Genomic DNA, 26,457 nt, shown 5'->3' on the forward strand with positions numbered 1-26,457 from the left:
AAACTAAAAAAATTTGTTCAGTTCCGTATCAGAAACAAAAGTTATCAAAAATCACTATTGGACAAACAATTCTCAGGTAATAGCAGACGATTTTAGTTATTGGTAAATATAAAAATGTCAGAAGCCACATTTTCTCCGTGACTTCTGACACTTAATTTATTTACACTGTCCTTACACCCAAATCAGCTCCTCTCTCCGGCTTATCTTTTCCCTGCTTTTCTTGAATAATTTTTTTATTGATTTCCAGACGTTCATGAATAGATGGCTTCTTTTCTTTTCCTACCGTTGCCTTCTTCTGTGGTACAGATTTTCTTTTCGTTTTCCCTGCTTCTTTCACATTTGCTTGCTTCTCTACACCAGTCACAGCAGTTGCTCTGCTCTCTTTCTTATCTGCTATTTGCTGTTCCCGGCGTTCCTGTACCCCTTTTTCTTCCAGACTACAAAAACTCTGCAGATACGGCAAAACATGATTCTGCATATCTGTCAGATCCTTCCATATATTTCTGGAACTCTTCACTCCCTTTACCTTTCTGATAATTGATCCAGCTTTCATCCGTCAGTCTCATTTCATTCTGCAGCTTTAACTGGCTGAGAAGACCTCCGTTTCCAGTGCCAATATCTATTTTTCCTTTGAAATGATGCAGCATCTGGTCGCTTTTTTCTGCATAATATACGGTAAAAAACATCTGAGCCGTTGTCGTTGGTTCATTGGTTTTGGGATTTCTGTCAGCATACCATGCTTTGTCCTGTTCTGCGGTCTTGGAATCCAAATCCGATAACTTCTGGCATCGTGGATTCATGAACTCACTTTTCTCACAGTAATTGACATACACCATCGGCTCCATATCTTTCGGAAGTTCCGTTTCGTAGGACTTCAATCGTTCGATCAATACTCCGGCACGGACGGACAAATCACATTCTTCCTCTACAATGTCCTTCAAATAAGAAATATAAGAATGTGTATTGCCACTCTGCAAATCCAACATCACCTCTTGTACCGCATTTTCTCCGATCTCCACATTATCCCGATACTCATACGGATCAAAAGCTTCTGCAATCTCATCCAGTGCCTCTGCCAGCTGTTCTGTGGTCATCTTCTCTGGATACATTGCTTCTCGAACATCCCTCATCGGTACATACTTATAGTCCGGCAATGCTTCATGAATTTTCTCAATCCCTTCCCGTACCAGTGCAAGTTCTCCATAAAATCGAACATCGTCCATCAGATTTCCAAGTACTGTATTTCCTTTTACGATTGCAAATTCAGCATCATCATAGTAACTGTCTTCCGGATCACGATAGATAATCCCCATACTACATACTCGATAGGCATTTTCAGGATTCTCCCTATATTTTTCATAGACCGTAGCAATCTGATTAACATCAGTACTTTTTTCATAAGCTCCCATATCATGGAACTCATCGCATTCTGCAGCAAAGTATTCCAGATACGATTCTTTCTTCGGTGGCATATTGTTGAGGACGTTATCAATCATGTTGTAATTTGCCTCTTCCAGTTCTTCTACCTTTGCCAATGGCTTATATTCGCCCTGGCTTTTCTGAATCTCTACCATTACAATCTCATCCATTTCTTCTACTTTTTCCATCAACTGACCATAATCCCCACGGATGCGTTCTCCAGTCCAGCCTTCGTCTTCCAGCAGTTCCTCTGCCGCTTCTTCAATAGAAATTTCATCATTTTCATAGACGCCACCATCCATCAGACGGAAATCTTCATCGTAAAAGGAATAATCGTATCCTTCTTCTGACCTCTGAATAGCAAAATACCGTTCTCCTACCTCATATGCCAGTTCACTAAGAACCTGTTCTTCCAGATTCAGGAAAGAATCCAGCTGTTCAAAACTGATACTTTCTACAAAATGAGCGGTTACTTTTTCCCCGTCATTCGGAACTACGATATCACTGACTGACAGGGAATGCCCACGGAAATCTTCCGGTCTATCAATGTTGAACCTTTCAAAAATATCATCCAGTGACATATTTCCCAGTAATTCGCCAACATAGACCAGCTTATAATCTTCTTTTTTTATCTGCATACCATGACTTTCAATAAAACGCATATTCATAAATGTATAGTTTTCGCCCGGTGAATCATCCTTGATCTGATAAATACCAAAGGTTCGCCTTGTTCCTAACAGCAGGTTTGCCTCTTTTAAAGACTGAATCTGTGGATATTTTTGCATTTCCCATTCCAGGTTACGAAAACGCTCCAGTTCTGTCCTAGACATCTGATAATACTCTGGTCCTCGTTCAATTTCCATGCGTTCCGTGACATAGACCGGTGAAGAAAAATTAGTGATCAGATAAATATCTGCTCCAGCATCGTATAATTTCAGTGCTTCTTCCTGCTCAATGACACTCATAGGCTCCTGAAATGCTCCAAAATCTTCATCTGCATAATCCAGATCCTGATCCCTTATCCGTTCCCACATCTGTAATTCCATGCCAAACAGCCCTTCGTGTGCCTGTATCATTTCTTTACTTGCATACTCTCCCTTACCGCCATCGCTGCCCAGACAATAAATCTTAGAACCCATCCTGTGATAATCTAAGGCTGCTTCCTTTCTAAGCGGTACCATATCCTCTGCTGTATATCCATAATCCTGAAGTTCCAGCTTGCCTATGGTTGGATCTGGTAAGTCCTGAATATCCATTTTTGCATCATCCAGTAGGTTCTCTACACCTTCTTCATCTGCCTTGCTCAATGCATCTGCCAGATTTCTTACCAGAGTCCTAACTTTCTCTTCCTCACCGATTAGATTCGCATATTCAAAAATCTGTTCTTTTACATTTGTTGGAAATTCTATGCCTCTACGCTCTGCCTGAGCGATCCGTTCCTGCGTATATTCCTGCATTTTCTGTGTTTCTCTACCTGTTATCCTGTTTCTTGCCATATAAACTCCTCCTGTATTCTGAAAGATGGCATAACCCACAGAACATTCTTTCTGTCAGATTATGCCATCTTCCTTGTTTTCTTATTCCAGCCCGAAGTCCCGTTTTCTGGTTTCCTTGCCAGTTTCACTTTCCTGCTGACTCTTTTCTTTATAAATCTGCAGTTTCTCATGAATAGAACCTCGTGCCGGTCTTTCTTCTTTCTCTTTTGATTCCGACTGCTCTGTTTCTGTATCTTCCCGTTCATCCATATTGAGAAGTGCATTTAACTCTGACAGTCGCTCCAGTTTTTGGTTCAGTTCCTCTTCTTTTGGAAATGGCTTCCCGACTTCCTCTTTGGCATTTGCCATCTGCTCCTGTACCGTTTCCAGCCGTTGTTCTGCTTCTGCCAGTTTCTCCGGATAACTTTCTAAAAGATTATTGATACGAGTGATATTCCCCAAAGCATCGGCTCCCAACCGAACTTTAGCTACCGATTCATGCTTTACAGACAGGATAAACTCTTTACTCCAGCTGTCGAATTGGATTCTCATGTTAAATCCCTGATAGCTTCCAATGTCCATAGCTGCATCCACAGACTTAATGTCTTTGCAGACCGCCAGAAGTGCCGCTCCTGCCTCTTTCTTTTCTGTGAACACTTTGCCACTGATTTCCATAGAAAACTGCTCTGGATCTGTGATTTTATGCTCAGAAAAATGAGCGATGTCTGCCTTGTAGCTGTCAATGATCTCCGTCAATTTTGCGATCTGTTGCGGGAAATTCCTTGCAATGTCATCTTCCAAACGGTACTGATTATTCATGTGGTTGGCTTTTAAAAGTTTCAACTTTGCCACGTCCACATCCAATGCCATCTTCTCTTTTACTGCCGGATTTCCGGTTGCAAGTGCTTTGACCTCCGCATAGGAAAGTGCCGCTTCATCTACATCTTCACAACTTCTGACCGGTGCTTTGCTCGTCATAATCTGGGAAATGAACTTCTGTTTGTTTTCGATCAGCTGCCACATGTAGCTGTCAAATGTGGATTCTGTTACATATCGGAAAATATGAACTTTTTTATTATGATTTCCCTGACGAATAATTCGTCCTTCCCTCTGCTCCAGATCAGACGGTTTCCAGCCGATATCCAGATGATGAAGAGCAATCAAACGGTCCTGCACATTGGTTCCAGCACCCATTTTTGCTGTAGAACCAATCAAAAATCGAACCTGCCCGGATTTCACTTTTCAAACAGTTCCGTCTTTTTTGCTTCTGTATTTGCATCATGAATAAAAGCAATCTCTTTTTCCGGTACACCTTTCTCCATCAGTTTCTGCTTCAAGTCATCATAAACATTGAAACTGCCATCGCCTTTCGGTGTGCTCAAATCACAGAAAATCAACTGTGCTGATTTCTGTGCTGCTGTATCTTTCCATATTTCATAGCTTTTCTCTGCACAGACTGCTATTTTGCTTTCCGGATTATCTGGCAATAGTTCGTTCACCAAACGCTGATCCAGTGCTAATTTTCTGCCGTCATTGGTGATTTTCAGCATGTTATCCACACTTGCATCCACACCGCCATTTCTTACTACTTCTGCACGCTCACCAAGACTTTCTACAATCTCTTTCTGCTGTTCCGTTGGTTTCAGCACCACTGTTTCATATTCTGCTTCCGGCACAGGAAGTTTTAACTGATCGGAAGTCTTGATATCTGCAATCTCCTTGAACATATTCATCAGTTCCGGGATATTATAGAATCTGGCGAATCTTGATTTTGCTCGATATCCTGTTCCTTCCGGTGCAAGTTCGATGCTCGTGACAACTTCTCCAAAATTGTTTATTGCTGTGCTATCGGCATGACGGGCAAAAGCTATATTTTTCCTTCGATCTTGAAGGGATAAAATCCTGTCCCTTCAGGATCTCAAGAAAATCACATCATTTCACAGGAGGACAAAACCATGAAACACTCTAATCCACAGCCACTTATGACTTATAGCCAGTGGTGCACAATCTTTAAGCACCGTCTGAAAAAGTACATACGAAGAAAGCTGTACAACGGCTTACAGTGGCTACTGTTCATCCTTTTCATGGTCGGGATTCCTTATGGAATGATCGTACACTGGCTGTTTTTCGGCTATTAATTACAGATCAAGGAGGTTTTCACCATGACACACGGCACAAGAATAGACATTGATTCCACAAAAGAGGTACTGACACTGTGGATCAGAGAAGGACACATCACACCACTGACAGCTTTCAACCGCTTTTGGGGCTACACATTCCACCTAATGCAAGAGGACGAAGATCACTAATGATGAATACAATCAGGTACAGTTGGAGTACCTTCAGGAAATCATCGACCGTTTTCTTCCTAGCACCACATATCCGCAGGACGTTATTCCAACACTGGAAGCTATGGAGCCACTGCACAGATGGGACACTCTGTTGAATTTTATCTTCAATGAGACACCTGTGCAATACGACATTGAAGATCAGGAAGGAGAACACAGATCATGAAGATCAACATTCAGGCAACCGTTACATTTTACAAGGTGATCGTTCTCTCTATAGGCTTATGCGAATCAGAGATTATGAACGAACGGCACTTTGCAGATTATGTAAGTGCAGCAGCTTATAAGGCAGCAGTCACCAAGAACGGACTTGTTGCAGTTATTGTGGAGGTGTAGATCATGAGCTGGATGTATTACAACAAAGAAACTGAAGAAACCTGTCTCCATGGCTACATTTCAGAGCTTTCCTGCTTCCATGCTGTAGTCATGGCGGAGCAAACATGGAAGATCATCAGTAAGACCAGTACAAAGTCCGGCAGCAGCAAGACCAGACAGAAACAGTTCTTTGAGGATCTTACTACTCTTCTGAATGCTCAGGAGGAAAAGCGTCCGGTTATGGAACATCAGAACGACTATATCCTGCACATCGAGCTTTCCGCAGACGAAACCAATGCAGTTATCAGTTTACAGAGAAAAGGTAACTATGAGTTTGTTTTCAGGAATGAGATCATTTCTCTTAAGAAAATCGGCAATCAGAATAAATAATCAGGAGGTACTACACTATGAGTTGGAAACACTATAATGCAGAAGCTAAGAAAATCGAGGTTGTAAGAACTCTTGTCGGTGACATGGAGCAATTCGGGGCAATCGTTATGGCGGAAGATACATGGAATGTAATCTTGCAGGTCTCAGAATGTGTGCCATGGAGTAGACAGTCACGCATGAACACATTCATTGATGATCTTCTTTTGATACTGGAACGCAAAGAAAACGAAACCGGAGATCCTTTTATCAGCAGACCATACGATTATATTATTCACATTGCACTTGATCCTGACGCTCAGAAAGATACTGCTCTTATCAGTGTTCAGAGAAAAAACACCTATGAGTTTGTATGCAAAGATATCAGCATCCCATTAAAAGAATTATAATCTTCTCTCCTGCTGCCGGGTTCACTCTCTGGCAGCAGGATTTCCAAGGCAATAGAATCTATCAGAAAGGCGGTATCAATTATGAGGAACTACGTACTTACGGAAAACAGACCTTATACAGCTTGTCCCATCTGGAAAAAAGATCTCAGAAAGCTTATGATTGATTTCTGTATACCGGAGCCAACCATTGACCAGATCATTTCTCAGGCCGAACAGGAAGCGAAGCCAACAGAAACAGCTCGACAGGTTTATAACCGTGCATGGCAGAAATTCCGTAAACATCTGCTGACAAATTAGTGGTAAAAGTAAGGTAGTATGCAAAAAGTAGTAAAACCATTACTATTTCAGGCTCCAAGGCAGTCTTATTACAGTGTCATTTTAAGGGAGCCTTAAATTTACTACAGGAAGGGAACATCATGAACAGATATTTTGGTTACGCAAGAATCAGCACACCACAGCAAAGCATTGAAAGGCAGATCAGGAATATCCTTGCTGCATATCCACAGTCTGAGATCATCCGAGAAGTTTTTACCGGAACGAAATTTCAGGGACGAAGAGAATTTGAAAAGCTCCTGAAAAAGCTCAACGCAGGTGATACCATTATCTTTGATTCGGTTTCCAGAATGTCCCGTGATGCAGAAGAAGGTTTTACCATGTATGAGGATCTTTTCAGCAAAGGAATTAATCTTGTATTCCTGAAGGAACCACACATAAACACAGAAACCTATAAAAGTGCGCTGCAAGGTGGCATCCCAGCCACAGGCACAGATATTGACTGTATTCTGGAAGGGATCAATAAATATTTGCTCCTGCTTGCCAAAGAACAGATCCGACTTGCTTTTGAACAGTCAGAAAAAGAGGTTCAGGATCTCAGGCAACGTACTAAAGAAGGAATGCAGACCGCAAGGCTTTCCGGTAAACAGATCGGACAGGCTTCCGGTTCAAAGCTTGTAACGAAGAAATCTATAGCAGCAAAAGAAATCATCCTGAAGCATAACAAAACGTTCGGCGGATCACTCAACGATCTGGAAACCATTACTCAGGCCGGGATTACCAGAAAGACATTCTATAAATATAAGAAGGAACTGCTCTCTGAGATGATAGAGCAAACGAATCAGCGTTGAATGTTTTGCTGCAATCCGTTATAATGAGAACAGGGACATGACTTATTAAGAAGGGAGTGTGAAATATGCCATTACTCAAAGAAAATACTTATACTATAGAAGATATATATGCACTTCCAGAGGGAGAACGTGCCGAACTGATTGACGGACAGATTTATTACATGGCTCCGCCTAGTCGCAAGCATCAACGGATTTCAACAAGGCTCACCAGTATTATTGATCGTTACATTGAAGATCATCAGGGACAGTGCCAAGTTTATGCTGCCCCGTTTGCAGTTTATCTGGATGAATCCACGAACACATATGTTGAACCGGATATCTCTGTTATCTGTGATCCAAACAAGCTGAATGATAAGGGCTGCAATGGTGCTCCTGACTGGATTATAGAGATCGTTTCTCCTGCAAGTAAACGGATGGATTATTATACCAAGCTCTTTAAGTACAGAACGGCAGGTGTAAAAGAATATTGGATTGTTGATCCTGACAAGAGCAGAATTATTGTATACAATTTTGAACAATCTACAATGGATGAATATTCCTTTACGGATTCTGTTAAGGCTGGAATCTATAATGATCTGCTGATTGATTTTAATGTGTTAAGTTTTTAACATAGTCATGCGCTGACCATGCTCAAAAATTGAAGCTTTTCTGAAAAATAAAAGTTGGCGTAAACCCTTGCTCTATATAGGGAATCGCCAACTTTTTTATTGTGTCTCTGTTGAAATTCTAAATTGCTACAGACTGCATATGGAATATTTCTGGATCATACTAATCCGTCCTGATCGTAGAAGGATAATGTGATCCAGTCTGAAAAAGCTTGTATCTGGCAGCAGAAATTACTTACAGTGAGGAATAATACTGTAATCTTCTGCTATAATGACAGCGCAGATTATTGGTTATCGTACTCATATTCTGTGGATGTATACATATGAACGTCTGCTCATATGTTAAGAGTTTGTCAATCTTGCTAATCCGTCACTAACCAAGCACATCTCATTCTGCTCACCTGTCCTATCCACCACAGCCCCGATTTAACAATATTCATCTTGGATTCTTCTATCTTCCAGTCCTCAAGTTTTACTCCAACCGTCCAACCCGATCCAGCATCTCTCCTACCCAATCCAGTCCCCGATCCACCGCAGCTCCCTCTCTCACTCAGTACAGCTATTTCTCCTATATCTTCCCTGCACTTTCTACAGATCTGACACTCTTTTCATCCTCTCTGAATCGCCCTCACCGGAGCAACAACGGCTGCACGATAACTTAAGCTTAATACAACCTGCTGCCGTTTGCTCTTTCCGGTGATTTTCGGGTCGATTCTGTTCAATTCCTGTAACAGAATTTTACATCACTCAGAACGAATAAACTGAGTATTTCTACGGATTTTCCGATAGACTAACCGACAAAAATTTTGAGGGTAACAATCGGAATAATCGGTGTGATTGCTGGGAAAATTGGAAATATGTTCACATCATCATTCCTATAATTAAAAAACTTTTTGTTCTTCCATAAGATTCAAATTGTGTTTGAGCATGTAAAAGATATACTTTATGAAATGGGACGGGGTCAAGTTTTTTACATATATCATTTGGTGAAATAATGGTATATATTCTTTTTTCACAATCTGGATTCTCTCGATACAACCTATAGCATTCTTCAGCAACACCACCTGTATCAGTTTCATTTGTAATCGTATAATTTTTTAGATTTGTTATTAAAACTCCTGAACGTTCCCATTCTCTCAAATTTATAAAATTTCTCATAATAATAAGATATCCTATATTAGTATCTAAAAATAAATAGTCTTTATCCGAATGCTCAAAGTCACTCATTGCTTTTTTTGTACTGCCATATATATTTTTTAACATACTATTTTGTGATGTAATCCTTCTTGTTAATTGAAGAATGTTGAGATCAATCATGTTCTCATAATGTTCTATAGCTTCTATTTTTTTTTGCAAAGTATTCTTTACTTTTTGATGTAATTTTAACAGATTTTTAAACTCTCCATTCTCAACATTTTCCACAGACATATTATCTAACATTTTTATTAGTTTATATTTATTAAGTGAATTCTTTTGAACATCATCCATACATTCATTCGAAACAGTTATATACCAATCTATATAACTATCTTCTTTATGCTTTAAAGATAAATATTCACTGTAATAATCATTACTTTCTTTTTCAATTTTTTTCAGTTCTTCAGTATATATTTCCTCTTGAAGTTCTGTAAATGACATTTTCCCCATATTATTCTCTCCCCTTGTTATATTACTTTCACTTCTTGATATACTTGTTAATGATCCTCTTCTCCAATGTTTTTCCAGAATCCCGGTACCATGGCAAGATCACGCCACAGTATTCCTGTACTCTCATGGAGTATATCTCGCCACATATCATAAACACAATCAATCCGATTGCAGCAATCAGTCCTCCGTTGGCCACAATACATAATAGCAGACATGGTACAACCCAATACCAGTTATATGAGAAATGACACCATTTCACCAGCCATTCTTCACTCATCATGTCAAAACGTCTAATCTCATCCTGAGATAAAGAAGTCTTTGGAGGATTTGCAGCTGCCTTGCGTCTCATTAATTCAGCATAACCAACCGTTGGTTCATCCGGGCTGGTATATTTCTTAACATCCTCCTGCATCTGCTTTATTCTGCGTTCTTCCTCTTCTTTCTTCCTTCGCAAACTAGGACTGTTCCTATATTTAAACTCCTCATACGTGTTTCTTATTAACTGTTCCATCTGTGGAGGAGTTCCTGATTTAGTACAAATTTGATTATAAATATACTTCATCTCTTCAAGCTCTATATATGCTTTAGGGACGCTGTAACGTTCATAATAATTTTTCATACTTTCCGTTTGGCGTTTTGCTCCTTTTACAGCATCTTTTACATATCGCACATAGTCTTCGTAATGTTCTTTATTTGTTATTATACGATCACCGAACTGAATAATACAGTTACATTTTGCATTTGCCTCTTCAGGAGTAAGATTGTTAACAATATCCTCACATTTTTTAATCAGATCGTCCGTAGAATCTGCATACTCCTTATAATTCTGTGCATCTTTAAAACTCATAATCATAAGTGTTTACCTCCTTCCTTTTGTGTGTGCTTTCTGATTTTAGCTTTAATTTCAAAAATATTCTGAATTTATTTTTAGGTGTAAAAAAAGATACACTATACCTGTGTATCAAATAATCACTTCTTTCAAAATATTCAATAAAAATCTAATAAAAAATTACATACTATCTCTAAACGTTCAGCACATACTTTTACTTTTGGTTGCCGTACTGGGAACCGGTGTTCTTCTCTATGACATGGCTTAATAATTCTCAACATGGTATATCACGAGCGCAATACACACTACTATCTTCACGAGCGCAAAGATAAAATACATTTACTGATTATTTTCCAAGACTTTGTAAGGTACGCTTACAGCACATTTCTTCTGTAATCGCTTTAACCATAGCACCGTTGATTGGAGTTGTAAAGAAAATTTATATATTTCAGCACTTCTTCTAAAAACAGATTATAATTTTCAGTAATTATTGCCAAATGTCAATGAGGGCGTTTTTAGTTCATTTTGTTCTAGTGGATAAAATTTTATCCTCTAATTTTCTGTTGCGAACATACTTTCTGACTGTTATAATGACATATAGGTGTTGCCATAACGGTAGGCGGTTAGTCCTTCAACGGAGGGACTGTGACCCTCTGATTACATAGAAACCCGTCAGGGAATCCACTGGAAAGGAGGGCTAAGCCAATGAGTATTGTAGATTTTATTGCAGTAGTGAGCTTCGGCTTAACCTGCTTTAGTATCGGATACACATTCGGTAAGGATAATAATAAAACACAAAAATAGCCGCCCACGTCTGGTAAACTGAAGCGACTATCTTTGATTAACTAACATATACTGGGACTAACCGTCTATCGGTAACACCCTTTTTCTATGATTATATTAACACGCATTTGCGTAAATGTCAAAAATATTCTTGACTACAAAAGCTCTTAATCCTCAAAAAATTCCTCATAGTCTACAGCAAATAATTTCTGCAATGCTTTAAGATCACTGGCTTTTATGTTTCTTCTGCCCGATTCAATATTAGCAAGTGTACTTCTGGACATACTGCTTCCCATCAACTGTAACTGACCTACGACTTCAGCCTGTGTCATATTCTTTTTCATCCGTATGTTCTGGATATTTCTACCTATTGGAACGTCCTGTAAAATCCACTGCATAAGATATACTCCTGTGACTAATTAGTAACTTTTGTATTGAGTATATCCGGAAAACATGATATTATTGTCACTAGATAGAAACAATCGTATCAGAGAGGAATACAAAATCATGGATATTATAGATCAGCTTTACAACTCACATGTAAGTGCAGCCACACTGGACGCTCTGGACAAGTACCGTATACATAAAGATCAGGCTTTACATGGTTATCATGCTCTTAAAGAACAGCTCACAGACGCTCAGGCTGCTGCCTTGGATCAGGTCATGGACGAGAACCTTAACCTTTTGGCAGACGAATTGGAGCAGAATTTCAGAAATGGTTTCTGTCTTGGAGTGAAGATGATGTGTGAAGTGTTCGGGAAAGATGTATAAGTATGCTATAATGTATAAAAAAGCTGACCCGTCAAATCGACGGTGCAGATCAATAAGTATTGTTAAAATAACAACACCTATTTCTACGTTGCAATTTCAAAGGTCGGGAAACACGACTTTTAATTTCTAACCTGTCCCCTGAATCAGGGTAATGGTTTTATGAATTTACTCCAATTACACCAACCACAACTACGGCTTCTCCTTCCTCTTCCACTTCTCAGTGTGAGACCTTCAATCATCCAGAATTTGGAAATCTGCGCTGCATTGAGATTGATGGAGAGCCATGGTTTGTGGGAAAAGATGTGGCTGTGGCGTTGGGATATGCAGAACCTAGAAGTGCAGTATCGAAAAGAGTTGAAGTAGAAGATAAAGGTGTTGCCGAAATGGAAACACCTAACGGAATCCAGAAAATGACTATCATTAACGAATCCGGTCTCTACTCTCTCATCCTCAGCAGTAAACTTGAATCCGCAAAACGTTTCAAACACTGGGTAACATCTGAGGTATTGCCATGTATTAGAAAAACTGGGGGATCACAGAGAATTATCTTTACCTTGTACTTCTTTATTATTTGCAGTATTCTTATGATATCAAGCATTGAAGGAGGAAACACCAATGAAAAAGAAGTTCAAAAGTTCTCTTATCATTTTTCTGGCTGCTATTATGATCTTTTCTCTTCCGCTCTCAGCATCGGCAGCCACCAAGAGGGACGTAACAAAAACATACAGTAAATCTGTCACTAAACTGTTAAGAGGTTTTGATAGCTATTTCGGTTACTGCTGCGGTAAGAATCAATATTTCAAGTTTGACGATTATGCCCGGACAACCATGGTTACTATGAAAAATTATAAATTGTGGGAGAAAAATATTTCTTACGTAAAGAAAAAAATCCAGCCACAACTGAAGCTTTACTTCAATACCTCTACCGTAAAATTTACGAAATTTACAAAATATGGCATTCCTAGAAATCCTTCTTATCTGCTTTGTAATAAGAATGGTAAAATTGTTTATACGGGTGGTAACTGGGGCGAAGTTGCACCAAAAGGATTCGTTAAAAAGATCATCCGAACCAGTTCAAATAGATACGAAGTAACTTACAGTATTTATGAGTACGATGATTGGGCGAAAAAGAATTATGGCCATATGGGAACATACAAAATATATCTCAAGAAGGCCAACAATAGGAATGGCTTCGTCATTACTAACATCAAACAAACAGCAAGTAAAAAGGTTTGGCTATAAAATCACACTGAAGGCACATCCGCTATTCTGGAATGTGCCTTTTTTATTGTATTGCATTACTTCTCACTCATCTCTCCGATCCATCATAATACTAGCTCTATTCGTCTGTATATGCCCTAGAATCGTTCCTGGGATTATTCATGTAAACTTCTCTGGCTTTTAGCATAAAACGTCTTGCAGGGCAAAATACAAGGCCATTTCAAAATAAAAAGTAAAAAAAGGCTCATGACTTGTCCACAAACTGTACGCTACAGTCTCGACTTATCATGAGCCTTGAAATTCGTCTCTCATATACTACGACAGATGGGTTATTTGCTGAAAAGGTTCCATCGTATATGTAGGATTTTTTCTACGCCATTTTTTAATATTTTGACACCATTTTTACACCATTTTGGTGTCAAGTTATGTGAATTTATAACATGTTATATCAGATTTCAAATTTAAAGAATGGCTTAAATACGCGAAAATCAATATATTAAACACTTTATTTTTCGTTTAGGCAAATCTGTTAAAATGCCTAAATATTATTGGCATTTATTCTAAATAACATTAGTTATTTTTGTGCATACTTACTTCACGATGTTTATCCATATAAAAAACACCCTGGCAAAGGCAGAAATATCTTCCGCCCTGCTTCGGGTGTTTTTGATTTATCTTATTACTTTACTACGATATTGATGATCTTCTTCGGTACGTAAATCTCTTTGATGATATTTCCGGAAATCTTATCTGCAACTGCCTTCTTTCCTTCGGCAATCGCATCTTCTTTGGAGATTTCTGCCGGAATACTGATAACAGCCTTGGTCTTGCCGTTGATCTGAACCGGAACCTCGATCTCATCATCCTTCATAAGCTCCTCATCGTGAGCCGGCCACTGTGCATGGAAAACGGAATCCTCATGACCAAGCTTCTCCCAGATCTCCTCTGCAATATGAGGAACAAATGGCGCAAGAAGAATGGTAACTGTCTCGATGGTTTCTTTGTCAACAGCGCCGTCGTTCTGCTTTGCGATAGCGATCAGCTTGTTTGTGTATTCCATAAATCCGGACACTACGGTATTCAGGCTGAAGGCCTCAAGTCTGCTGGTGATATCGTATACCATCTTATGACGGGTCTTCTCCATCTCTTTGGTAGCCGGGATATCTTTCTCAATGCTGTCAAGAGCCAGATTCCAGAAACGTTTCAGGAATCTGGATACACCATCGATTCCTCTATCATCCCATTCTGCATCCAGTTCCGGCGGTCCTACGAACAGCTCATACATACGTAAGGAATCACATCCGTAATCATTTACAAGATCATCCGGTGAAATAACATTTCCTTTGGATTTACTCATCTTGATTCCGTTTTTACCTGTGATCATACCCTGATTGAACAGCTTGACAAACGGCTCATCGAAATCAATAGCTCCGATATCATACAGGAACTTGGTGTAGAATCTGGAGTACAGAAGATGAAGAACAGCATGCTCTACACCACCGATATACATATCTACCGGCAGATATTTATCAGCTTTCTCTTTGGAAACCAGTTCTTTATTATTCTTATTATCTACATAACGGAGGAAATACCAGGAAGATCCTGCCCACTGAGGCATGGTGTTTGTCTCACGTTTTGCGGGAGCACCACAGCATGGGCATGTGGTATTTACCCACTCGTCAATAGCTGCAAGCGGTGACTCTCCGGTTCCTGTCGGCTGGTAGCTTTCTACCTCCGGAAGTCTTAACGGAAGCTGATCCTCCGGTACCGGTACCGCACCGCATTTCGGGCAGTGTACGATCGGGATCGGCTCACCCCAGTAACGCTGACGGGAAAATACCCAGTCTCTCAGTTTGTAGTTGACAGTCTTACGTCCGATACCCAGCTTCTCGATGATATGCGGTGCTTCCTTCTTCAGTACGGAAGATTCCATTCCGTTCCACTCACCGGAGTTGATCATGGTTCCGGAAGCCTCTGTGTAAGCTTCTGTCATATTCTGAATTTCTTTACCATCTTTTGCGATAACCTGGATGATCGGAATATCGAATTTCTTTGCGAACTCAAAGTCACGGTCATCATGAGCAGGTACACACATGATAGCACCTGTACCATAATCAGCAAGTACATAGTCAGAAAGCCAGATTGGAAGCTTCTCGCCGTTCAGCGGATTGATCGCATAAGTACCTGTGAACACACCGGTCTTCTCTTTATCCTGAAGACGGTCTACATTGGATTTCATGGAAGCATCAAAGATATATTTCTCTACAGCCTCTCTTGTCTCGTCTGTTGCAAGAGATTTTGCAAGAGCATGCTCCGGTGCAAGTACCATGAATGTTGCTCCATGAAGAGTATCCGGTCTTGTTGTATAGACCGTGATCTTCTCTTCTCTTCCCTCAACCGGGAAATCGACCTCTGCGCCGTAGGATTTGCCGATCCAGTCTGTCTGCATCTTTTTAACCTTCTCCGGCCAGTCCAGTTTATCCAGATCACTTAAAAGTCTGTCTGCATATTTTGTGATGCGGAGCATCCACTGACGGAGGTTCTTTTTGGTAACCGGAGTGCCACAACGCTCGCAGCATCCGTTTACAACCTCTTCATTTGCAAGACCTGTCTTACAGGAAGGGCACCAGTTGATCGGGAACTCCTTCTCATATGCAAGCCCCTCTTTGAACATTTTTACAAAGATCCACTGTGTCCATTTATAGAATTCCGGATCTGTTGTGTTAACCTCCATATCCCAGTCATAGATCGCTGCGATATCGTTGATCTGACGTTTGATATTTTTGATGTTTGCTGCTGTAGATACTGCCGGATGAACACCCATCTTGATGGCATAGTTCTCAGCCGGGAGACCAAAAGCATCCCATCCCATCGGATGGATCAGGTAATAACCCTGGAGCATTTTATAGCGGCTCCATACATCAGAGATCACATAGCCTCTCCAGTGTCCTACATGAAGACCGTTTCCGGACGGATACGGGAACATATCCAGACAGTAGTATTTCGGTTTCTTGCCATCATTGACATTTACCGGCTTTTTCTCCCAGTTTGTGCGCCATTTCGCTTCGATGGCTCTATGGTTATAAGGTGCAGCCATTTTTTTATTCCTCCTGACAAATTACTCAGTATTAATACTTTAATGCTTTCACACACTGCTATTAATTTTAACTACTTATGATGTATTTGTCAAACAGAAATCCAAAAACAGCCCTTTTCCATCAAAATATACATGAACCTGCAATCCTGGCCTGGTTTAGTTGACGCTTCTTTTTTCACATGATATAATTTCCTGCATGTATTTTCCTATATTATACATACATATTTATCTTAGGAGGGAACGCATAAATGAAATCTTTTTATTCCTGGTACCGGAAGCATATTACCGGTGCGATCTTTACAGGACTGATCCTGGGTATTCTCACAGGGCTTTTCCTGGCCGGACGGTTTGAACCTGTCCTCACTGTGACCAGTCTGATCGGAAGTATCTACATGAACGCCCTGAACATGATGATCTTTCCCATGGTCTTCTGTTCCATTGTCATTGGGATCTGTTCCATCGGAAACGCACGTACTACCGGCAAGATCACTGCAGCATCCATGATCTATTTTCTCTGCACAACGGCACTTGCCAGCCTGTGCGGACTGATCATCCCGAGACTGATCCATCTCGGAGAGGGAGTCAAATTTGAGATGGCAACGGCAGACATCCAGGCTACAGAAATGAGCAGTATCCTTGATACCCTGAAAAACCTGATCCCTTCCAACCCAATCGCCGCATTTGCTGACGGAAACATGCTCCAGGTTCTGGTGTTTGCCCTGATCATCGGTTTCACACTGATCGCAGTCGGTGAAAAAGGAACTCCATTCCTGAATCTGATTGATTCCGTCAATGAAGTATGCCTGAAGATCATCACAACCATCATGTACTTTACACCCATCGGTGTTTTCTGTACCATCGTACCGGTTGTGGAAGCCAACGGAACTGAAACGATCATTTCCCTTGCAACACAGCTTGTTATTCTGTATGTGGCATTCTTTGGCTTCGCTATTGTAGTGTACGGTCTCTCTGTAAAGCTGATCGGCAAACAGAGTCCGCTGAGATTCCTGAAAGCGATCCTGCCGGCAGCACTGAACGCCTTCGGAACCTGCTCAAGCTCCGCAACCATTCCATTAAGCAAGCAGTGTATGGAAGAAGAAATGGGCGTATCCAACCAGATCACCAGCATCGCCATTCCTCTTGGTGCTACCGTTAACATGGATGCTGTATCTATCCTGATGTCCTTTATGATCATGTTCTTTGCAAACGCCTGCGGAATCCATGTAAGTATTCCTCTTATGATCATTATCCTTCTTGCAAACGTACTGCTTTCCGTTGGTACTCCAGGTGTTCCCGGTGGCGCTATCGCATCTTTCGCAGCACTGGCAACTATGGCCGGACTTCCTGCCGGAGTTCTTGGTGTTTATATCAGCATCAATACCCTCTGTGATATGGGCGCCACCTGCGTCAATGTTATCGGTGACATGGCATGCTGCTCTGTACTGAAAAATGTTATCAAGATTGAGGAAGAAGCATAAACAGATTTTTCTGAAGTGTTATTTAAACAGAACACAAATTACTTTACATAAGATATTTTATGTAAAGTAACAGCAGAAAAGCCGTAAGATATATGTTTAAGAAACTTTCACATATACTTACGGCTTTTCTGTTTATCAACTGTTCACATCCTGTATTCTTTATAATGTCTAACGTAAATGATGTAACACAGAAATTTATATTTCATTTTGCTGACTTTATTTTTTCAGAACACGGTAATTTTCTTCTCTGTCGTAATCCTTATGGATTCCATCGTCTTCATATAAGGTATACTCCGCACCTTCATATCCGAGAAGCTGCATATTTTTTGTATCCAGAGCTGCCACACATTCCGCTGCTTCTGCAACCGGAATGCATTTCCCCTTCCGGATAAACAGCGGGATCTCATTCAGTGCCACTTCCACATAATGTACACCTTTTCCCAGAATCTCCTCTGCAATGGTTCCGTCCGGAAGGAATTTCACAAATTTCATCTCCTCCGGAAGATATACATAACGGCCTCTTGCGTTCTGTTCATAAACCGGAGCGATCATGATCTCATTTCCAAGAAGCAGCTGATCCTCCACATGTACGGCAATCTTATCCTCCGGGTAAACAAAGCCTAACGGCCGGAAATACATATCATCGTTCAGAGCAGCCTTCATATATTCACTGTAAAGATATGGAATAAGACGATATCTTACACCGATCACATGGCGGAAATCCTCCACATTTTCGAACTGGTAGCATTCCTGCTCTCTGGTACCAATCGCTGTATGATCACGCATCAGCGGTGTGAATACTCCAAGTGCCAGGAAACGAAGCAGCAGTTCTCTTGTTGTATCAGCGCCAAATCCGCCCAGATCTGCTCCCGCATACAGGAAACCACACATATTCAGAGATGGCATCATCTTCAGGTTCAAAAGGATATGAGCCCACCAGGATTTATTATCGCCGGTCCAGATTCCTCCGTAGCGATGCATACCAATATAGGATGATCTGGAAAACATCAGAAAACGTTTTTCCGGATCGATCCGTTCAAAAGCCTCCCCTGCTGCTCTGGTCATATTGTAGCCAAACAGGTTATGGACTTTGTCATGGCGGATTTTTCTGCCATCCACATTATGGTAAAATCTCCGATAATCTTCAGGATTGTTTGCTGCATTGCGAAGTGCGCTCTGCATCTTCCAGATATGGATCTTTCCTTCCGTATCTTTTGCAAATTCTCCTGCAAGCTCTTTGACCTCGTTTATTCCCTCTGTGGAATAGAAGATCGCCGGCTCGTTCATATCGTTCCAGAAACCGTCGATTCCCTTCTCGATCAGAAAACGGTATTTGTCACCGAACCATTTTCTGGCATCTTTGTTCAACACATCCGGAAAATGAGTATCCCCCGGCCATACAGCAGCTACAAAATCACTGCCGTCCTCTCTCTGGCAGAAGTAGCGGTTTTTGACACCCTCCTCATAAACATCGTATCCCGGCTCTACCTTGACGCCAGCATCGATGATCGGGATCAGACGGATATCCTGATCCTTCAGTTCCTTTACGAATTCCGGAAAATCCTGAAAATTCTCTTCACTTAATGTAAAGTCCTTATAAGACTGCATATAATCAATATCCATATAGATCATATCAATAGGAATATGATTTTCACGATATCCAGCTGCAACCTTCCGGAAATCCTCTTTTGTAGTATAGCCCCATCTGCTCTGGCCAAATCCAAAGGCAAATTTCGGCGGGATATAGCTTCTTCCGATCACATGACGGAACTGCTTTACAATATCATAGGGACTCTCCCCTTCGATCACATAAAGCTTCAGGTCTGCATTTTCGCAGGTTACCTTCATGGTATCCATTCTGGTATAGCCAATGTCAAAGGTGATCGCCGCCGGATAGTCAAAAAACATTCCAAAGGTTTCTTTTCCGGACACAATGATAAGATTATGTGCACCGTACAGGGAATGTTTATCCTCTGTATGCTCCGGATCATCGGTACAGTTACTGGTGTAAATGAATCCTCTCTTGTTGATACCGCGGTTGGATTCTCCCAATCCGTAGACGATATCCTCTTCATCCATGATATAAGTAAAAGAAAATCCATCTTCTGCACAGATTTCTCCATATCCTGGCTTTCCTTCTGCTGTCTCAATGTTTTCTGTCAGTGCCTCAGTCTCAAAGGGCTCTCCATATACATATTTTTTTATCATTTTCCCTCTCCTGTTACAGATTTTTGTAAAGAACAAATGCCTCATAAGGTTTCAGGACCACTTTCTTTCCAAAATCCTTTCTTCCAAGATTTGTGATCAGACATTCTGCATTTTTCTGAAATTCTTCCGGAATTTCCATTTCTGCCACATGCTCACTGAAATTGCAGACTGTGAGAAGCTTCTCTCCCTCAAGGGTTCTGGTATATGCAAAAATCTGATCATGATCTCTGTAAAGTGCCTCAAAAGTGCCGTAAACGATCACCGGTTTTTCTTTTCTTAAACGGATCAGCTTCTGATAATAATGGAAAATAGAATCCGGGTCTGAAAGCTGCTGCTTCGCATTGATCTCCTTATAATTGGAGTTTACCCTGATCCATGGCGTTCCCTCCGTAAAGCCGGCCTGATGAGAATCCTCCCACTGCATTGGTGTTCTGGCATTGTCACGTCCTCTCAGCATCAGGCACTTCATCATGTATTCCGGTGTATAAATACCTGCTTCTGTATATTCATGGAAATACTGAATGCTCTCGATATCGCGATAATCCTTAAGCTCTGTAAAATAAGCATTGGTCATTCCAAGCTCTTCTCCCTGATAAACATAAGGAGTTCCCTGCATCATATGAAGACAGGTTGCCAGCATCTTGGCTGAAGTTTCCCTATATGCCGGATTATCATTTCCAAATCTGGAAACACTTCTTGGCTGGTCATGATTTCCAAGAAACAAACTGTTCCATGCTTTTCCCGCAAGCTCTTCCTGCCATTTGATCATAACCTTTTTAAATTCCTGGAAATCGTATTTCTCGGTAGTCCATTTACCATGTTCTGATCCCTGTCCCTCTACATGCTCAAACTGAAACACCATGTTCAGCTCATTCCTGTCCTCACCTGCATATTTCTGTGCCTCTTCGATAGTCACACCGGAGGTTTCTCCAACTGTCATCACATCGTATCGGGATAAAACCTCTCTGTTCATTTCCTGAAGAAACTCATGGATCCTCGGGCCATGGACGCAGTAAGGACCGAAATCACCGTATAATCCTCCGTTCATTTCTCCATCCGGATATGACTGATCCTTGGAGATCATGCTGATCACGTCCATTCGGAAACCGTCGATTCCTTTTTCACACCAGAAATTCATCATATCATAAACTTCCTGACGGACCTTTTCATTTTCCCAGTTCAGATCCGGCTGTTTTCTGGAAAACAGGTGAAGATAATACATCTCTGTCTGAGGATCATACTCCCATGCAGGTCCTCCGAATACACTTCCCCAGTTATTCGGTTCTTTTCCATTCACCGGCTCTCTCCAGATATAGTAATCCCTGTAAGGATTATCTTTGGATTTCCTGCTTTCAATAAACCAGTTGTGTTCGTCGGAAGTATGGTTTACGACCAGATCCATGAGGATCTTAATGCCCCGTTTATGCGCTTCTTCAAGAAGTTTTTCATAATCCTCCATGGTTCCATATTCTTTATAGATCCTACGATAATCGGAAATATCATAGCCATTGTCATCCTGCGGAGATTCCAGCATGGGTGAGATCCAGAGAACATTTACTCCCAGTTCTTTCAGATAGTCCAGTTTTTCTATAATCCCGGGAATATCACCAATTCCGTCTCCGTTGCTGTCCTTAAAACTTCTCGGGTAGATCTGATATACCACACTTTCTTTCCACCAACTTTTTTTCATGATAAATGGCCTCCTTTTTCTGTTGATTCTGAAATCAGCATATCCTATCCACCCTTTAAAATCAACAGGTTTCTCGTGAAACTTAAATTACTGCCAAACTTTTCTGTTTTTTTTATGCAGTTTTAACAATAAAGCACTGCTGTCCGGCGAAAGAATTCCCACCACATTCCGGAAAGGCGCCAGGAAAAGTCATCACAACATAAAAAAAAGAGATCCTGCTACTCTTTTACAGAATCTCTCTTTACAAGCCAGACAGGGCTTTTTACATTTTTTTCAGCAGGTTCCTTTCCCTCTGCCATAAGAAGCAGCTTCCGCAGGGCCAGAACTGCTTTCTGATGAATATCCTGATGAATAGTGGTCAGCTTTGGCCTGACGATCTGCGCATAAAAATTATCATCAAAGCCGGTAATGGAAATCTGATCCGGAATCCGGATTCCCTTGTCTGTAAAAAAATTGATGGCCTCCACAGCTGTGTAATCCGAAGAAAATGCCAGTGCTTTTGTCTCCAGAAAATGAGGCAGCAGCTCTTCATATTTTTTCAGTCTGCGCCGGGGTTCCTGGGGAACCACCACATAGCGGGAGCGGCTGCAGAAGCCGCCATTTTTTTCCATAGCCTGTTTGAATCCAAGCCATCTGGCATAATCACTGTCCTGCTCTGTTTCCGCAACAAAAAGTGCCCGGTGGTATCCACAGGAATGCAGATATTCCCCGATCTGATACCCGCCGGAATAATCATCCACTCCTACATTCTGAAAGCTATATCCACCCTTCGGATAGGCATCGATCAATACCATTTTTTTATTCAGCTTTCTGGAAAGCTGATGATACTGTTCTTCGTTATACCCTATAATGATAAGACCTTCCACATTCCAACGGGATGCCATATCTACCACATTATCGATCCGTTCACCGCTAATGAGCATAATATAATAGCCTCTGTTTTCTGCTTCGACCTGCAGCGTTCCGGTGATCTCTCCCACAAAAGAATCCTGCAGAGACTGCATACCATGAATGAAGGAAAAACCAAGAACCACTCCAATGATCCTTGAGCCGTGTCCGGATAGCATCACAGATCCCATGTGGGGAACATAATTCTGCTCCTTCAGGATCGCCGTGATCCGGTCAATGGTGCTCTGTGAAACCCGTTTTGTATTTCCATTGATCACATTAGATACGGTTGTACGACTGACACCTGCCATATCCGCGATATCCTGCAGCCTTATCATTTCATTGAATACTGCATCAGCTCATAATGAAGCTCACAGCCCTCATAGATTTCTGCCGGAAGTAATGCTCTGGCAACCACTTTCAGTTCCTCCTCCGGCTGATCCACACGCTTCAGATGTGCATAATCTCCGTCAATCTGTTCCACGATATAATCACATACTAACATTTTTTTGTCCTCTCTCTTTTCTTTTTGCTCATGCTTCAATAATCTGTATGAGCACAATTCGTTTCTCTGACTGCTTATTTTCAAATGCACCTAAAAACAGGCTACAGCAAATGCTGCAGCCTGTCAACTCTTTATTCTGCCTTAAAGGATCTCTCTGTTTATTCGTCAGCACTGTCAATCTTGCTTGCGCGTGCCGCGATCTCTTTCTCCTGGATATCATTAGGAGCCTGCTCATAGCGTGCAAATTCATAGGAGAAATCTCCGCTTCCACCGGTCATGGAACGAAGGACAGTGGAATAACCATAGATTTCAAGAAGCGGAACATCTGCCTCAATGATGGTATTTCCTTCGTGGTCCGGATTCATTCCGAGAACACGACCACGTCTCTTGTTCAAATCTCCCATAACATCACCGGTATATTTATCCGGAACTGTAACCTTCATGGAGATGATCGGCTCAAGAAGTACAGGAGACGCTTCCATAAAGCCCTTCTTGAAAGCAAGGATAGTTGCCATCTTAAATGCCATCTCAGAAGAATCTACCGGATGATAAGATCCATCGTAAAGGGTTGCCTTCACACCAACGACCGGATATGCAGCCAGAGGTCCCTTCAGAACACATTCCTGAAGTCCCTTCTCAACAGCCGGGAAGTAGTTCTTCGGAACTGCACCACCTACAACTACCTGCTCAAATACATAAGGTGTCTCCAGATCACCAGATGGCTCAAAGCGCATCTTAACGTGGCCATACTGTCCGTGTCCGCCGGACTGTTTCTTATGTTTGCCTTCCACATCTGAATTCTTACGAAGTGTTTCACGGAACGGAACCTTCGGTTTGGAAAGCTCCACATCCACTTTATAGCGCTCCTTCAGCTTGCTCACAACGATATCCAGATGCTGATCGCCCATACCGTAGATCAGACTCTGACGGTTTGCACTGTCATTGACAACCTTCAATGTTCTGTCCTCTGTCATCATCTTGGCAAGGGACTGTGCGATCTTATCCTCGTCACCCTTCTTCACTGCCTTAAATCTCTTGTATGTATATGGCGTGGAAAGTATAGCCTTTGGATAAAGGATCGGATTCGCCTTGGTCGCAAGGCTGTCACCGGTCTGTACACTGCCAAGCTTGGCGATGGCACCGATATCCCCTGCAAAAAGCTCCGGAACTTCGATCGGTTTGGAACCTTCCATGACATAAAGCTTGTTTACACGCTCCTCTGTTCCCTTCTCTACATTAAGAAGTGTATCATCGGATTTCAGCACACCGGAGCATACCTTGATCAGAGAATATTTACCAAGGAACGGATCCGCGATGGTCTTAAATACATAGGCAGATTTTGCCTTGGCAAAGTCATAATTGGCCTCAAAGATCTCGTTAGTCTTCTGTGCGATACCATTGCAGGAGCGTCCGCTTGGGCTTGGGAAGTAACCGCAGATATCATCCAGAAGATTAGATACACCGCGAAGGTTCACCGGTGATCCCATGCATACCGGAACAATACTTCCATCCTGTACATTGGTTGCAATAGCTGCGGAAATCTCTGCTACGGAGAAGGTATCTCCCTCGAAATAACGATCCATAAACTCTTCGCTTGTCTCTGCAACAGACTCCATCAGAGTTTCATGATATTTCTCAAGATATTCTGTCAGATAATCCGGAACCGGGCATTCTTCCTTGCCGGCCTTGTCAATATATCTTCTTCCTGCCTGCTTCACAACATTGACATAACCTACAAACTTACCATCCTCACGGATTGGGAAATGAAGAGGAGCGATCCTCTTGCCGTACAGCTCTGTCAGCTCTTCCACGACCTCACGATAGCTGACATCATCCACGTCCATATCTGTAACAAAGATCATTCGCGGAAGCTTATATTTCTCGCAGAGATTCCATGCTTTCTGTGTTCCTACCTGGACACCGGCCTTACCGGAAACAACGATGATCGCTGCATCTGCGGCACTGACTGCTTCTTCAACTTCTCCCACAAAATCGAAGTATCCGGGAGTATCCAGTACATTTACCTTCATCTTGTCCCATGGTACCGGGATCAGAGAAGTTGTGATGGAAAAATGTCTCTTTATTTCTTCCTTGTCATAATCGCTGACAGTATTGCCATCCTCAACACGTCCGAGTCTGCTTGTCATACCTGCCAGATAAGCCATTGCCTCAGCCAGTGTTGTTTTGCCTGCGCCACCATGACCTAATAGGACTACATTTCTGATTCGGTCTGTTCTGAAAACGTCCATATGTAATACCTCCCTGTTTGTCTTACTTAATATGTTCACATTTTACTAAATTTCCATGCAAATTTCAAGTATTTTATTCAATTTTGACAACTTTTTTTCAGAAAGTTTTTCACATTATCGTCAATTAATACAGAACAGTCGTCTTTCTTTCAGAATTTCCGGTTTACATACTTTTTCACGGCATCCACAGAACGGTTCAGTACCAGCTCTTCCGGAAAATCCAGTTTGGTCAGAAGGTCTCTGGCAAGATCAAACTCCCCGATCAGAAGGTCAAAATGGGCATCACTGTCCATAACCACAGGTACCCGATATTTTTTGCAGTATTCCAGCATGATGGTATCATTCTCCACTGCATTCTCACGGTTACAGTCAGGGTCCATGGAGTGGTTGTTCAGTTCCAGGACTTTACCGTATTCTCTGGCTCCCTGTACAAGCGCCTCATAATCGATATCGTATCTTCCGTCATCCGGATGTCCGATAATATTGACACACGGATTCTTCATAGCATTAAGATAGGCCTCCGTATTCTCCTGCCTGCTGCCTGGTCTGATGCATGGAACATGAAGACTTGCAATGACCACGTCCAGCTTCTCCAGGGTTTTCTGCTCAAGATCTACCGTTCCCGCCGCATCCAGGATATTTACCTCCGAACCCAGAAGCAGCTGGATCCCATACATTTCACGGGGTACTACCTTTATATTCTGAAAATAAAACTTATGACAGGTTCCCGGCATTTTCGGTGCATGCTCTGTGATCCCCAGGAGTTCAAGACCTTTATCGGAAGCAGCCCTGGCCATCTCGCGAAGTGTGCAGTATGCATGTCCGCTGGCTACGGTGTGTGTGTGAAGATCCATTACTGACTGATATTTCATGCTAAATTCTCCTCTGTATCTTATATTGTTTTTTCTTATTACTATAAATGAGCAAATTTGAAAAATTGCACAAAACTACACTGCGAATTTCATAAATGAATCAAAATCATTGCTTTCCTTTGCGCATTGAAAAAGATAACGATACTTTTCCAGCTGA

The 26,457-nt window shown here is 41.6% G+C and carries 22 protein-coding genes and 2 pseudogenes; 12 read left to right on the plus strand and 12 right to left on the minus strand.

Annotated elements, in window-relative coordinates:
• Nucleotides 1-160: 160 nt before the first annotated feature.
• Together DMI82_RS15885 and DMI82_RS20115 are read right to left on the minus strand one after the other, a co-directional pair.
• A pseudogene (locus DMI82_RS15885) lies at nucleotides 161-2,915 on the minus strand (YodL domain-containing protein).
• Nucleotides 2,916-2,996: 81 nt separating this feature from the next.
• Nucleotides 2,997-4,621: pseudogene (locus tag DMI82_RS20115) on the minus strand (helicase-related protein).
• Between the two features lie 228 nt (nucleotides 4,622-4,849).
• Between DMI82_RS20115 and DMI82_RS15895 the strand changes: the two are divergent.
• From DMI82_RS15895 to DMI82_RS15925, 8 genes are all read left to right on the plus strand, one after another.
• On the plus strand, nucleotides 4,850-5,032 hold the full coding sequence (locus DMI82_RS15895) for a hypothetical protein (protein ID WP_110103895.1): 183 nt from the start codon (nucleotides 4,850-4,852) through the stop codon (nucleotides 5,030-5,032).
• Nucleotides 5,033-5,056: 24 nt separating this feature from the next.
• Nucleotides 5,057-5,203: a hypothetical protein gene (locus DMI82_RS19910; protein ID WP_158526495.1), complete on the plus strand. Its 147-nt coding sequence runs from the start codon at nucleotides 5,057-5,059 to the stop codon at nucleotides 5,201-5,203.
• A gap of 201 nt (nucleotides 5,204-5,404) precedes the next feature.
• Nucleotides 5,405-5,578: a hypothetical protein gene (locus DMI82_RS19915; RefSeq protein ID WP_158526496.1), complete on the plus strand. Its 174-nt coding sequence runs from the start codon at nucleotides 5,405-5,407 to the stop codon at nucleotides 5,576-5,578.
• A gap of 3 nt (nucleotides 5,579-5,581) precedes the next feature.
• Nucleotides 5,582-5,947 carry a hypothetical protein gene (locus DMI82_RS15905; RefSeq protein ID WP_110103897.1) on the plus strand — a complete coding sequence of 122 codons (366 nt, stop codon included), beginning with the start codon at nucleotides 5,582-5,584 and terminating at the stop codon, nucleotides 5,945-5,947.
• A 17-nt stretch (nucleotides 5,948-5,964) separates the two neighbouring features.
• Nucleotides 5,965-6,333 carry a hypothetical protein gene (locus DMI82_RS15910; RefSeq protein ID WP_110103898.1) on the plus strand — a complete coding sequence of 123 codons (369 nt, stop codon included), beginning with the start codon at nucleotides 5,965-5,967 and terminating at the stop codon, nucleotides 6,331-6,333.
• A gap of 81 nt (nucleotides 6,334-6,414) precedes the next feature.
• Complete coding sequence (locus tag DMI82_RS15915; protein ID WP_110103899.1) at nucleotides 6,415-6,630, plus strand: hypothetical protein; 216 nt, start codon at nucleotides 6,415-6,417, stop codon at nucleotides 6,628-6,630.
• 119 nt (nucleotides 6,631-6,749) lie between these two features.
• On the plus strand, nucleotides 6,750-7,457 hold the full coding sequence (locus DMI82_RS15920; RefSeq protein WP_110103900.1) for a recombinase family protein: 708 nt from the start codon (nucleotides 6,750-6,752) through the stop codon (nucleotides 7,455-7,457).
• Nucleotides 7,458-7,522: 65 nt separating this feature from the next.
• A complete protein-coding gene (locus tag DMI82_RS15925) occupies nucleotides 7,523-8,065 on the plus strand; it encodes a Uma2 family endonuclease (protein ID WP_015525854.1) in 543 nt (180 codons plus the stop codon).
• A gap of 858 nt (nucleotides 8,066-8,923) precedes the next feature.
• Here DMI82_RS15925 and DMI82_RS15930 read toward each other — a convergent pair.
• From DMI82_RS15930 to DMI82_RS15940, 3 genes are all read right to left on the minus strand, one after another.
• Nucleotides 8,924-9,709, minus strand: coding sequence for a hypothetical protein (locus tag DMI82_RS15930; RefSeq protein WP_110103901.1), 786 nt, complete (start codon nucleotides 9,707-9,709; stop codon nucleotides 8,924-8,926).
• 28 nt (nucleotides 9,710-9,737) lie between these two features.
• Nucleotides 9,738-10,562, minus strand: a complete 825-nt coding sequence (locus DMI82_RS15935; protein WP_021650855.1) for a hypothetical protein — start codon at nucleotides 10,560-10,562, stop codon at nucleotides 9,738-9,740.
• A 926-nt stretch (nucleotides 10,563-11,488) separates the two neighbouring features.
• Nucleotides 11,489-11,719 carry a helix-turn-helix domain-containing protein gene (locus DMI82_RS15940; RefSeq protein ID WP_021650856.1) on the minus strand — a complete coding sequence of 77 codons (231 nt, stop codon included), beginning with the start codon at nucleotides 11,717-11,719 and terminating at the stop codon, nucleotides 11,489-11,491.
• Nucleotides 11,720-11,828: 109 nt separating this feature from the next.
• Here DMI82_RS15940 and DMI82_RS15945 point away from each other — a divergent pair, with 109 nt between their 5' ends.
• The 3 genes from DMI82_RS15945 to DMI82_RS19685 all read left to right on the plus strand — a co-directional run bounded on the left by DMI82_RS15945 (nucleotide 11,829) and on the right by DMI82_RS19685 (nucleotide 13,334).
• Complete coding sequence (locus DMI82_RS15945) at nucleotides 11,829-12,092, plus strand: DUF6809 family protein (protein ID WP_110103902.1); 264 nt, start codon at nucleotides 11,829-11,831, stop codon at nucleotides 12,090-12,092.
• Nucleotides 12,093-12,355: 263 nt separating this feature from the next.
• Nucleotides 12,356-12,823: a Bro-N domain-containing protein gene (locus tag DMI82_RS20810; RefSeq protein WP_330409291.1), complete on the plus strand. Its 468-nt coding sequence runs from the start codon at nucleotides 12,356-12,358 to the stop codon at nucleotides 12,821-12,823.
• Complete coding sequence (locus DMI82_RS19685; RefSeq protein ID WP_146207177.1) at nucleotides 12,708-13,334, plus strand: hypothetical protein; 627 nt, start codon at nucleotides 12,708-12,710, stop codon at nucleotides 13,332-13,334. Before DMI82_RS20810 ends, DMI82_RS19685 begins: the two co-directional genes overlap by 116 nt.
• Nucleotides 13,335-13,992: 658 nt before the next feature.
• Here the strand turns inward: DMI82_RS19685 and leuS are convergent.
• Complete coding sequence (leuS, locus tag DMI82_RS15960; protein ID WP_022426495.1) at nucleotides 13,993-16,410, minus strand: leucine--tRNA ligase; 2,418 nt, start codon at nucleotides 16,408-16,410, stop codon at nucleotides 13,993-13,995.
• 248 nt (nucleotides 16,411-16,658) lie between these two features.
• Between leuS and DMI82_RS15965 the strand changes: the two genes are divergently transcribed.
• Nucleotides 16,659-17,888 carry a dicarboxylate/amino acid:cation symporter gene (locus tag DMI82_RS15965; RefSeq protein ID WP_110103906.1) on the plus strand — a complete coding sequence of 410 codons (1,230 nt, stop codon included), beginning with the start codon at nucleotides 16,659-16,661 and terminating at the stop codon, nucleotides 17,886-17,888.
• Nucleotides 17,889-18,104: 216 nt separating this feature from the next.
• Here the strand turns inward: DMI82_RS15965 and DMI82_RS15970 are convergent, their stop codons facing one another.
• The 6 genes from DMI82_RS15970 to DMI82_RS15995 form a co-directional block, all read right to left on the minus strand.
• The gene (locus DMI82_RS15970; protein WP_110103908.1) at nucleotides 18,105-20,096 is read right to left on the minus strand and encodes a glycoside hydrolase family 31 protein; all 1,992 of its coding nucleotides are present in this window, start codon (nucleotides 20,094-20,096) and stop codon (nucleotides 18,105-18,107) included.
• A gap of 13 nt (nucleotides 20,097-20,109) precedes the next feature.
• Nucleotides 20,110-21,786, minus strand: a complete 1,677-nt coding sequence (locus DMI82_RS15975) for a glycoside hydrolase family 13 protein (RefSeq protein ID WP_110103909.1) — start codon at nucleotides 21,784-21,786, stop codon at nucleotides 20,110-20,112.
• A gap of 218 nt (nucleotides 21,787-22,004) precedes the next feature.
• The gene (locus tag DMI82_RS15980; RefSeq protein WP_110103911.1) at nucleotides 22,005-23,012 is read right to left on the minus strand and encodes a LacI family DNA-binding transcriptional regulator; all 1,008 of its coding nucleotides are present in this window, start codon (nucleotides 23,010-23,012) and stop codon (nucleotides 22,005-22,007) included.
• Nucleotides 23,009-23,179: a hypothetical protein gene (locus DMI82_RS15985; protein WP_015525206.1), complete on the minus strand. Its 171-nt coding sequence runs from the start codon at nucleotides 23,177-23,179 to the stop codon at nucleotides 23,009-23,011. Before DMI82_RS15985 ends, DMI82_RS15980 begins: the two co-directional genes overlap by 4 nt.
• Nucleotides 23,180-23,337: 158 nt before the next feature.
• On the minus strand, nucleotides 23,338-25,428 hold the full coding sequence (locus tag DMI82_RS15990; RefSeq protein ID WP_110103913.1) for an elongation factor G: 2,091 nt from the start codon (nucleotides 25,426-25,428) through the stop codon (nucleotides 23,338-23,340).
• 149 nt (nucleotides 25,429-25,577) lie between these two features.
• Nucleotides 25,578-26,300: a phosphatase gene (locus DMI82_RS15995; protein WP_110103914.1), complete on the minus strand. Its 723-nt coding sequence runs from the start codon at nucleotides 26,298-26,300 to the stop codon at nucleotides 25,578-25,580.
• Nucleotides 26,301-26,457 lie beyond the last annotated feature (157 nt).

The sequence above is a fragment of the Blautia sp. BCRC 81119 genome (assembly GCF_003184505.1).
Taxonomy (GTDB): domain Bacteria; phylum Bacillota; class Clostridia; order Lachnospirales; family Lachnospiraceae; genus Blautia_A; species Blautia_A fusiformis.

What these genes read in the sequence shown, in the direction of transcription:
- DMI82_RS15925 (WP_015525854.1), top strand. Translation starts at nt 7,523, where the DNA reads ATGCCATTACTCAAAGAAAATACTTATACTATAGAAGATATATATGCA.
- DMI82_RS15975 (WP_110103909.1), bottom strand. Translation starts at nt 21,786, where the DNA reads ATGAAAAAAAGTTGGTGGAAAGAAAGTGTGGTATATCAGATCTACCCG.
- DMI82_RS19910 (WP_158526495.1), top strand. Translation starts at nt 5,057, where the DNA reads ATGACACACGGCACAAGAATAGACATTGATTCCACAAAAGAGGTACTG.
- DMI82_RS15980 (WP_110103911.1), bottom strand. Translation starts at nt 23,012, where the DNA reads ATGATAAGGCTGCAGGATATCGCGGATATGGCAGGTGTCAGTCGTACA.
- DMI82_RS15915 (WP_110103899.1), top strand. Translation starts at nt 6,415, where the DNA reads ATGAGGAACTACGTACTTACGGAAAACAGACCTTATACAGCTTGTCCC.
- DMI82_RS15920 (WP_110103900.1), top strand. Translation starts at nt 6,750, where the DNA reads ATGAACAGATATTTTGGTTACGCAAGAATCAGCACACCACAGCAAAGC.
- DMI82_RS15910 (WP_110103898.1), top strand. Translation starts at nt 5,965, where the DNA reads ATGAGTTGGAAACACTATAATGCAGAAGCTAAGAAAATCGAGGTTGTA.
- DMI82_RS15930 (WP_110103901.1), bottom strand. Translation starts at nt 9,709, where the DNA reads ATGGGGAAAATGTCATTTACAGAACTTCAAGAGGAAATATATACTGAA.
- DMI82_RS15985 (WP_015525206.1), bottom strand. Translation starts at nt 23,179, where the DNA reads ATGTTAGTATGTGATTATATCGTGGAACAGATTGACGGAGATTATGCA.
- DMI82_RS15945 (WP_110103902.1), top strand. Translation starts at nt 11,829, where the DNA reads ATGGATATTATAGATCAGCTTTACAACTCACATGTAAGTGCAGCCACA.
- leuS (WP_022426495.1), bottom strand. Translation starts at nt 16,410, where the DNA reads ATGGCTGCACCTTATAACCATAGAGCCATCGAAGCGAAATGGCGCACA.
- DMI82_RS15895 (WP_110103895.1), top strand. Translation starts at nt 4,850, where the DNA reads ATGAAACACTCTAATCCACAGCCACTTATGACTTATAGCCAGTGGTGC.
- DMI82_RS15935 (WP_021650855.1), bottom strand. Translation starts at nt 10,562, where the DNA reads ATGATTATGAGTTTTAAAGATGCACAGAATTATAAGGAGTATGCAGAT.
- DMI82_RS19685 (WP_146207177.1), top strand. Translation starts at nt 12,708, where the DNA reads ATGAAAAAGAAGTTCAAAAGTTCTCTTATCATTTTTCTGGCTGCTATT.
- DMI82_RS15970 (WP_110103908.1), bottom strand. Translation starts at nt 20,096, where the DNA reads ATGATAAAAAAATATGTATATGGAGAGCCCTTTGAGACTGAGGCACTG.
- DMI82_RS15905 (WP_110103897.1), top strand. Translation starts at nt 5,582, where the DNA reads ATGAGCTGGATGTATTACAACAAAGAAACTGAAGAAACCTGTCTCCAT.
- DMI82_RS19915 (WP_158526496.1), top strand. Translation starts at nt 5,405, where the DNA reads ATGAAGATCAACATTCAGGCAACCGTTACATTTTACAAGGTGATCGTT.
- DMI82_RS15995 (WP_110103914.1), bottom strand. Translation starts at nt 26,300, where the DNA reads ATGAAATATCAGTCAGTAATGGATCTTCACACACACACCGTAGCCAGC.
- DMI82_RS15990 (WP_110103913.1), bottom strand. Translation starts at nt 25,428, where the DNA reads ATGGACGTTTTCAGAACAGACCGAATCAGAAATGTAGTCCTATTAGGT.
- DMI82_RS15940 (WP_021650856.1), bottom strand. Translation starts at nt 11,719, where the DNA reads ATGCAGTGGATTTTACAGGACGTTCCAATAGGTAGAAATATCCAGAAC.
- DMI82_RS15965 (WP_110103906.1), top strand. Translation starts at nt 16,659, where the DNA reads ATGAAATCTTTTTATTCCTGGTACCGGAAGCATATTACCGGTGCGATC.